8 protein-coding genes are annotated in these 7749 nt (G+C 65.6%); 6 read left to right on the top strand and 2 right to left on the bottom strand.

The genetic code is table 11. The annotated features are described in order from the left end of the window. From ACO1P8_RS04570 to ACO1P8_RS04550, 5 genes are all read left to right on the top strand, one after another. Positions 1 to 963: hypothetical protein (locus ACO1P8_RS04570; RefSeq protein ID WP_486294732.1), on the top strand; the 963-nt coding region annotated here is incomplete at its 5' end. A 56-nt stretch (positions 964 to 1019) separates the two neighbouring features. Next, on the top strand, positions 1020 to 2216 hold the full coding sequence (locus ACO1P8_RS04565; RefSeq protein WP_486294733.1) for an ABC transporter ATP-binding protein: 1197 nt from the start codon (positions 1020 to 1022) through the stop codon (positions 2214 to 2216). After that, positions 2213 to 3133, top strand: a complete 921-nt coding sequence (locus tag ACO1P8_RS04560; protein ID WP_486294731.1) for an ABC transporter permease — start codon at positions 2213 to 2215, stop codon at positions 3131 to 3133. Before ACO1P8_RS04565 ends, ACO1P8_RS04560 begins: the two co-directional genes overlap by 4 nt. Beyond that, positions 3130 to 3918, top strand: coding sequence for an ABC transporter permease (locus ACO1P8_RS04555; RefSeq protein ID WP_486294730.1), 789 nt, complete (start codon positions 3130 to 3132; stop codon positions 3916 to 3918). The genes ACO1P8_RS04560 and ACO1P8_RS04555 overlap by 4 nt, the downstream gene beginning before the upstream one ends. A gap of 74 nt (positions 3919 to 3992) precedes the next feature. After that, the gene (locus ACO1P8_RS04550) at positions 3993 to 4703 is read left to right on the top strand and encodes a glutathione S-transferase (RefSeq protein ID WP_486294729.1); all 711 of its coding nucleotides are present in this window, start codon (positions 3993 to 3995) and stop codon (positions 4701 to 4703) included. Positions 4704 to 4832: 129 nt separating this feature from the next. Here ACO1P8_RS04550 and ACO1P8_RS04545 read toward each other — a convergent pair whose 3' ends face one another. Beyond that, complete coding sequence (locus ACO1P8_RS04545; protein ID WP_486294728.1) at positions 4833 to 5750, bottom strand: LysR substrate-binding domain-containing protein; 918 nt, start codon at positions 5748 to 5750, stop codon at positions 4833 to 4835. Between the two features lie 505 nt (positions 5751 to 6255). Between ACO1P8_RS04545 and ACO1P8_RS04540 the strand changes: the two genes are divergently transcribed. Next, on the top strand, positions 6256 to 6525 hold the full coding sequence (locus ACO1P8_RS04540; protein ID WP_486294727.1) for a hypothetical protein: 270 nt from the start codon (positions 6256 to 6258) through the stop codon (positions 6523 to 6525). Positions 6526 to 6577: 52 nt separating this feature from the next. Here ACO1P8_RS04540 and ACO1P8_RS04535 read toward each other — a convergent pair whose 3' ends face one another. Further along, positions 6578 to 7141, bottom strand: coding sequence for a carboxymuconolactone decarboxylase family protein (locus ACO1P8_RS04535; RefSeq protein ID WP_486294726.1), 564 nt, complete (start codon positions 7139 to 7141; stop codon positions 6578 to 6580). Between the last annotated feature and the right edge of the window lie 608 nt (positions 7142 to 7749).

The raw sequence follows: 7749 nt of genomic DNA, 5'->3' as shown, positions 1-7749 counted from the left end.
GGCGGGGCGGGCATCGGCTCCTGTGGCGGGGCCTATTATTTTTCGCAGGGGCGCCCGCACTGGCTGGGCGTGCTCGACGCCAAGCCACGCTATACCCACGAATACCTGTATACCGGCGCGGGCCTGCTGAACGTCCGTCTGGACGATGCCGAGCTGCGCCGCGATCTCCCGGAAACGATGGAGCTGGCGTACTACCACGGGCCGGTTTATGAGCCCGGCCAGCGCCGCGCCCGTGCCGGCGGCCGCTTCGAAAGCCACATCATGTCCACGCGGCTCTTCATCGATAACCCGCTGGACGCCGACCGTTTCGACCGCGTGATGCGGGACCGCGTGGCCATTCTGTCGAGCGACGCGGGCGATGCTCGCGTGGTGGGCTTCTCGCCGCACCCCGAAATGGGCGAATTCCTGCGCAAGGCCATGGCGCTGGACGGCTACGTGCGCCACTATCTACCGATCCGCGGCCGTAAGACCATGGACGAAACCTTGCGGTTCTATGCCCGCGAAGACTGCCTGAGTTTCCGGCTCGTCCTTAACGCGGCCTTGATGCTGGGCGCGTTCGATGGCGAGAACCGTCCGGCCGCCACTGCGGCGGCGACGCCGGCGCGGTCGCTGGAGGCCGATCTGGGGTACGCACAGCAGGCCTGGGGCACGGCCGCGCGGGCACTGGCCGGCCGGCTGGGCGGGGAAGAGCCCGCCTTGGCCGACCTTATGGGTGAGATGCTGCGCGACCTTACCGACGAATGGGAACACCTGTCGGCATCGCCCGACCTGCCCGGCCTGCCCGGCCTGGACGGCGCGCTGGCGGACGAGCTGGGGCAGGTGCTGGAGGATGCGGTGCTCGCCCTGCAAGGCCCGCCGCGGCGGGCCGTCGAGATGGTGGTTCTGCTGGAGTTGCCGGTGCGCCTGCTGGCGGCCGTGGCGCGTATTGCGCGGTTCGACCGCGTCATCAAGGAGTCGATGTGAGTGTGGTGGCAGGCGCGGCGACCGATCGCCCCGCACGGACGGCGGATTCCGTTTCCCTGGACGTGCGCTTCGATGGCGTGGAAAAGCGGTTCGGCCAGACCGTCGCGCTGCATCGGCTGGATCTCGATATCGAACGGGGGACTTTCTTTTCCCTGTTGGGCCCCAGCGGCTGCGGCAAGACGACCACGCTGCGTCTTATCGCGGGTTTCGAGCAGCCGACCCAAGGCGATATCCATATCCGCGGCAAGCGGGTAACAGGCGTGCCGGCCCACAAGCGGAACTTCGGCATGGTGTTCCAGAGCTTCGCCCTGTTTCCGCACCTGACGGTGGCCGAGAACGTCGCCTTCGGCCTGAAGATGCGCCGCGTCGATAAGTCCGATATCGCCCGTCGCGTGGCCGGCGCGCTGGAGATGGTGGCGCTGGGCGGCTTCGGGCAGCGTTACCCCAGGCAATTGTCCGGCGGCCAGCAGCAACGCGTGGCGCTGGCCCGCGCCATCGTATTCGAGCCCGATGTCCTGCTGCTCGACGAGCCCTTGTCCGCCCTCGACAAACTGCTGCGGGAACAGATGCAGGTGGAATTGCGCCAGTTGCAACGGCGCCTCGGCACCACGACGGTGTTCGTCACGCACGACCAGGAAGAAGCCCTGACCTTGTCCGACCGCGTGGCCGTCATGAAGGACGGCCGCATCCAGCAGGCCGGCGCGCCGCGCGACATATATGAACGACCCGGCACGGAGTTCGTCGCGACCTTCCTCGGCGCCAGCAATATCCTGCGCGGCGAAGTGCGTGGCCATGACGGCGACAAGCTGATGGTCGGCGTGGCGGGCACCTGCGTGACGGTGGATCGGCCGGCGTCGTCGGCGGGCCCGCGCCATGCCGTCGGCGACGCCATAGACCTGGCGCTGCGTCCCGAAAAACTGCGGTTGGATCCGCACGGCCGCCTTGCGGCCACGCTGAGGGAAGTGGTTTACCGCGGTGCGCAAACCCATCTGCTCATGGAAACCGAAAGCGGGCCGGTGGCGGCCCATCTGCCGAATGATGGCGTCGGCGCCGTCAGCCTGGCGCCGGGATCGGTAGTCCGTCTTGCCTGGGATGACGCCAGTGTCGTGGCGCTGGCCGCCACGCCTGGCGATACGGACGTACAAGGCTGCGCCGCCGGCCTCTTCGATGCGGCCGCATCGGCCTCCGGCGGGCGCGCCGTGGGGCGCGCACCGGCCGGGACGCCGGTGTCCGGCGGGAACGGCAAAGCATGAGCCGTGCCCTCGCCACGCCACGCGCAGGCCGTCCGGATGGCGAGCCCACGCCGCGCCGCCTGCTGCCGCGCACCGGATTGATGTGGGCGGTCGCGGCGCCGCCGGTGCTGCTGTTGCTGGTCTTTTTCGTCCTGCCGCTGGCATACCTGCTGTTCGTCAGCTTCATGACGAACTCGCAGACCTCGCTGTACGAGCTGGAGCCGACGCTGCGCAACTATGTGGAGGTTGCCACCGATCCCTTCTATCTGCTCATCATCCAACGCACGCTGCTGGCCACGGGCGTGGTGCTGATCGCCTGCCTGCTGCTGGGCTATCCCGTCGCGCTGTACGCATCCCGCCTGTCCCCGCGCGGCCGCATGGTCATGCTGCTGTTGATGATGTTCCCGCTGATGGTCAGCAACGTCGTGCGCGCCTATGGCTGGGTCAGCATCCTCGGGCGCACGGGCATACTCAGTGTGACCCTGCGCGAAGCGGGCCTGACTGACCGGCCGATCCAGTTTTTGTACTCATTCGAGGCGGTGGTGATAGGCCTGCTGACCATCCTGCTGCCCTTCATGGTCGTGTCCATCACGAATTCGCTCACGGCGATCGACCAGCGCTATACCGAGGCCGCCCAATCCTTGGGCGCCGGACCGTGGCAGACGTTCTTCCGTGTCACGCTACCGCTGTCCAGCCCGGGCGTGACGTCGGGGCTGATGCTGGTCACCTTCCTGATGCTTAGCGCCTACGTTACCATCGCGCTATTGGGCGGCCCGCGCTTCAAGCTGCTGGTGAGCCTGGTCTTCGATAGCGCGGCGACGTTCCGCTGGCCTCGCGCGGCGGCCCTGTCCTTCGTGCTGCTGGCTATCGCGCTGGCTATCGCGGTCGTCATCCAGGTCCTGATGCGACCGCAAAGAGTGCAGGGGAAGGGCGCATGAGTGCCGGCCGATTCCTGTTGCGCCTCGTCACCGGTATCGCGCTGGTACTGATCCTTGGGCCGATCCTCGTCATCTTCCTGTTCGCTTTCAGCGCGGCCGATACGCTGGTATTTCCCCCGCCCGGCCTTTCCCTGCGCTGGTTCCAGGCATTCTTCACCATCCCCGAAATGCGCCAGGCTTTCGGCCTGAGCCTATGGCTGGCCTTCGTTTCCGCCACGCTGGCGGGCCTGCTCGGCTTGTTGGCCGCGATCTATGCGTCGCGTCGGCGCGGCTGGCTGCCCAATCTGCTGCAAATGCTTTTCATGGCGCCGCTGGTGTTTCCCACCATCATCCTGGGGCTGGCTCTGCTGCTTTTGTACCGCACCCTGGGTGTTTCCATACTGCCAGGGTTGCTGATCGCCCATGTGGTCGTATGCCTGCCCTATGCGTTCCGCACCATCGTCGCGGCGCTGCAGGCCTTCGATACCGCGCTGGAGGAAGCCGGCCAAAGCCTGGGCGCCGGCCCGGTCAAGTCCTTCCTCCTGATCACCATGCCCATTATCTGGCCGGCACTGCTATCGGGCTGGCTGTTTGCTTTCATCGTCTCTTTCGGTGAATTGAACGCCGCGCTGTTTCTTACCGGACCCGGCATCGTCACGCTGCCCATAGAGATATTCAGCTATCTTCAATTCCAGGGTAGCCAGTTGGTTGTGGCCGCCGCATCGGCGCTGCAGGTCATGATGATCATCCTGATCCTGGTGCTGGCCGAGCGCATCGTCGGCGCGCGGCGTATCGTCCAGCGCTGACGGGCGCGGCGGCTCCCTCCCGGCAACGGGTACAGCGTTTGCTAAGCGTCGTCTTTCCCGTTGGAGATGCATCGATGGCACCTTACGACCTATGGTATTGGGACGGCATTCCGGGGCGCGGCGAGTTCGTGCGTCTGGCGCTGGAAGCTGCCGGCATTCCGTATCGGGACAGGGCGCGCGAACCCGGCGGCGATGCGGCCATCGTACGGGACATGAAGACTCGCGATCACCATCCGCCTTTTGCGCCGCCTTACCTGGTCGGCGAAGGCATATCCGTCGGCCAGACGGCCAACATCCTGCTTTTCCTGGGCGAAAAGCATGGCCTGGCGCCGCAAGACCTGGCCGGCCGCCTTTGGGTGCACCAGATACAGCTCACCATCGCCGATCTCGTCGCCGAGGCGCACGACGTACACCATCCCATCGCCAACAGCCTCTATTACGAGGATCAGAAAAAAGAGGCCGCGCGCCGCGCGAAGCATTTCCGCGAGGAGCGTATTCCCAAGTTCCTGGCCTGGTTCGAACGCGTCCTGGTGCACGAAGGCTTGTGGCTGGCGGGCGGCGAAAAATGGACCTACGCCGACCTCTCGCTATTCCAGCTGATCGACGGATTGCGCTTCGCCTTCCCCAAGCGCATGGCCACCCTGGCGGGACAGTACCCGAAGGTCCGGCGTCTGTACGAGCGGGTGGCCGCGCTGCCGGAATTGCGGGACTACCTGTCCAGCGAACGCCGCCTGCCCTATGGCGACGGAATATTCCGCCACTATCCGGAGCTCGATGCTGCCTAGGGACGGTGGACGCTCGAGTGCCCCCGCCCAGGGCGGGGGGCAACGCGGCGATCGTCGCGCCGCGCTTGCCCGTGTGCGGCGGGATGCCCGGGGCGGTTTCCGCGCCGGGGAGGCGGCATGAACCCGCGTTCACGGACTTTGCTCCCTGAGCAGTTCCAGCCGCGAGACTTCCAGTTCGTCATGCATCCACGTCCGTAACGCCTGCAGCGGCGGCCAGTCGCGCAGGGCGGGGGGATACACCAGGTGATAGGCGCGCGCGCCTTCGTAGTCCACCGAAATGGGCGACAGCCGAACCAAGTGCCCATCCCGCAACGCATCGGCGGCCAGGAGTTCGCGTACCACGGCAAGCCCTAGTCCTTGCTCCACCGCCGAAAGCAACAGACCCGCATCGTTGAACACCGCCACCGGCGTCACCTTGCGGCGCAGCCCGGCGGCCGCCAGCCAGTGCTCCCATAAGGCGCTTTCGCCCAGCAATGGCTCATCCAGGTAGGCCTCCGGCGGCGCGCCGGCCAGCCTGCGCGCCGTGGCCGGGTTCCCCACCAGAATCATGGACATCGATCCATCGAACAGGCGTTCGGCCGCCAGTCCGGGCCAATTGCCCAGGCCCTGCCGCAGGGCCGCATGAAAACCTTCGCGTTGTAGATCCGCCACCTGTTGCGAGGTTTCGATTTCCAGGGCCAGGCCGGGGTGCTTTTCGCGCCATCGCCCCATGCGCGGCAGCAGCCAGCGTTGCGCGAAGGAGGGCAGCACACTGATACGCAGCCTCTGCGCCGACGACCCCGCCGCCGCGGCGGCTGACTGGACGCCTTCGTCCAGGAGCGCCAGGGCGGTCTGGACGCTGCGCAGCAGGGCCGCGCCTGACGAGTTCAGGATGACCCGCCGTCCGCGCCGGTCGAACAAGGCATGGCCCAGCCGGGTCTCCAGCAAACGGATCTGTTGGCTGACGGCGCTATGCGTCAGGTGCAGCGCATCGGCGGCAGCGCGCAGGTTCTGGGTTTCCGCGACAGTGCGGAAGACCGGCAGCGTATTCAAGGGCAAGCGGGCCATGGGTGCGTGATGGTTAGAAAAACTGACCAGTTTGACCAAAAAAGATCGATTCCAGTCCAGATACTGGTTCGATATTCTAACCACCGTCGCACGAAGCGCGATCGCGGCTTATCCACCCGGCAGGGCAGGCCGCCGGGCGAGAGTGCCATGCGTGTCCCACCGACTGGGCAGACGGCCGTCTGATCGGGGCAAGAAATCGTCCAGCGGTGGAGGCATCGATTCGACAACGGGATCGCAGGGGGGCGATCGCCGGAATCGAGCGCGGATAACGGCCTCTCTTGTTGCGTTGGGATGCGCAGGCTTGCCGGTTATTCAGTCCGGTTGCGTTTGCGCCGTCTGCCCCGACGGAACCGGCGCGCGTGCGGGGGTGACTTCCAGCCGCCTGTTGCCCGATGTGAATGGCGTCTTCGGGGATGGTGCATCCGCGAAAGACGCTTTGTCCACCGGCGGTGCAGCGGGACGGTTTTAACGACACCCTTTTGTGTTCTTATTGAGGAGCCCTTCAATGTCCGATATCTCTACCCCCGTGGTCGGCGCTGCCCCCGTTGCTGCGGAGCGCCCCGGTGTCTGGCGTATGCTCGGTGGCCTGTTGGCGGCGCCGTTCGCAGCCCTGTGGAAGAGCTGGTCCGCGCCGAATACCGTTCTGGATCTGCGCCAGTACAGCACTGCAGATCTGGTCGACATGGGGGCGTCGCCGGACATGCTGGCCGAAGCCGAGGCGCTGCGGGAATTCGAACTCAGCCGGGCCAACGCGCTCATGCTCTATTACTGGTAAGCCGAAGGCCGTGTGCGGCTCGCGCCGCACACGGCGGCCGGATTCCCGCCATTCAGCCCAATTCGGCAGACGTCCCTTCCGGTGGCTGGATATCGAAAGCGCCCAGCGTCATGGCGATCAACGTGTAGTAGCCGGCGATGCTCACAAGGTCGATAACGCCGGATTCCCCCAGCACATGCACGATGCGGTCGTACAGTTCCTGCGGGGTCCGGCGGGTTTCGTGCAGTACCTTCAGGAATTCGTGGATCAGCGCTTCGTCCGCATGCGCGTATTCGATTGGCGTGCCGTCGCGCAAGGCAGCGATCATCGTTTCGCTCACGCCGGCCTTGATGGCCCGGGGCTTGTGGGCCCACCACTCATACTCCGAGCCCCAGTGGCGAGCCATGATCAGGATCGCCCATTCCGATAGCCGCGTGGGCAGGCTGGTTTCATAGCGGCAGTACTGGCCCAGGGCCTGCGCATGCTCGGCCATCGCGGGACGGTGCAGCCAGACACCCAGCGGCCCGCGCACCTGTCCGCGAGGTCCGGCAGTGATCACATCATGGATGCGCTTCTGTTCGGGACTCATCTGCGCGGGTTCCAGCAAGGGAACGCGGGGCAAACGGGGGGTGTTCATGCAGGTCTCCAGGTCTGTCCCATACAGATATATCGCGCCGGCTCAGAGAGTGCGTCGCGAAAGGAACAGCGGGTCTATCGGATCCATATTGTGGCGGGTGCGCGCCTACATCGATCTGAAACGGGCGATCTTCGCTCGCGTGCGGATCCACGCGCCTTTTGTGCCAAGCATCGATGTCGTGGGATAGCGCGCGGGAACAGTGTTTCCCCGTAGCCACGCTTCGCTTTGTCGGCTTGGCTATACAAGCGTAAGCCTATCCACGTACGCGTATCCCATGCGACCTTGCCCGCCGGCTCTTCCATGCTGGACGTTGTATGCGGAATCTTGGATGCGGAATCTTCCGCGCCAAGTCTGCAATGCGGAATCAATAGTCGTGCACCCCCGACACCATCGCGCGTGTGCTATAGTCGCGCCCCTTCGCTGTTCGCGAACCGGTCACGACACCGGCGACGCGGAAGCACCACGGCGGCGGTTCCGAACGGACTGCTGGCGCGGGTGATTCCGATGCCGCTTTGGGAGTCGCGGTGGGCGATGAGTGAAGGCGGGAAGGTGAAGCCAGGTTGTCGAGTGTGCGGGGTGTGAAGTCGAAGCGAGCTTGATTTGACAGC

Source organism: Bordetella sp. (genome assembly GCF_057362025.1).
Note: the sequence above shows the minus strand (reverse complement) of the source record. Positions and strands in the feature narration are given on the sequence as shown.